At 50.4% G+C, this 944-nt stretch carries 1 protein-coding gene; it reads left to right on the forward strand.

Annotated features, from left to right (window positions below; all coding sequences use genetic code 11):
- Positions 1-12: 12 nt before the first annotated feature.
- A partial coding sequence (locus AC07M6_RS24455; RefSeq protein ID WP_494894097.1) for a glycoside hydrolase family 2 protein occupies positions 13-944 on the forward strand: 932 nt, incomplete at its 3' end.

Below are 944 nucleotides of genomic sequence, written 5' to 3' on the forward strand. Positions count from 1 at the left end.
GTCAAAAATATCTTGACCTGGAACCCCGAACAGCCTCATCTTTATAACCTGGTAGTTTCTATCAAAGAAGGGCAAAAGATCATTCACCAAGTGATCCAGCGCTTTGGCTTCCGCACGGTGGAACTGCGCAAGGGCGATGGTATTTATGTGAACGATAAAAAAGTGATCTTCAAAGGCATTTGTCATCATTCCGAATGGCCGGAATCGGGAAGAACATTGAGCAAAGCCATTGACCTGCTGGATATCAAGCTCATTAAGGAAATGAATATGAACGCGGTGCGGATGTCGCATTACCCGCCAGATCAGAGCTTTTTAGATGCCTGCGATTCCCTGGGCCTTTTTGTACTGGACGAAGTAACCGGCTGGCAGGCGAAGTACGATACCAATGTGGGCCGCAAACTGGTCAAAGAAATGATGGTACGGGATGTGAACCACCCCAGTATCGTGCTCTGGGATAACGGGAACGAAGGCGGCTGGAACCGGGAACTGGATCAGGACTATGGCTGGTACGATCCGCAGAAGCGGATAGTGATCCATCCCTGGGAACGTTATAACCATACCGACACCAAGCATTATCCCACTTACAATTATGTTGTCAATAACAACCTGTATGGCACGGATATTTTTTCCCCGACGGAGTTTATGCATGGCCTGTATGACGGCGGGCATGGCGCAGGGCTGGATGATTTCTGGAACCTGATGCTGGGCAACCCGCATAACGCGGGCGGATTTTTATGGGTATTTGCCGACGGCGGCATTGTCCGTACCGACAAAAAGGATTCGCTGGATACCGACGGGAACCACGCCCCGGACGGCATCGTTGGCCCGCACCGGGAAAAGGAAGCCAGCTTTTATACGGTCAAAGAAATTTGGTCGCCGGTTTATATCAGCAATAGCACCCTGCCGCAAAACTTTGACGGCAGGCTGAACATTGAGAACAGGTA

This window comes from Mucilaginibacter sp. GW821-FHT07H05 (assembly GCF_059418485.1).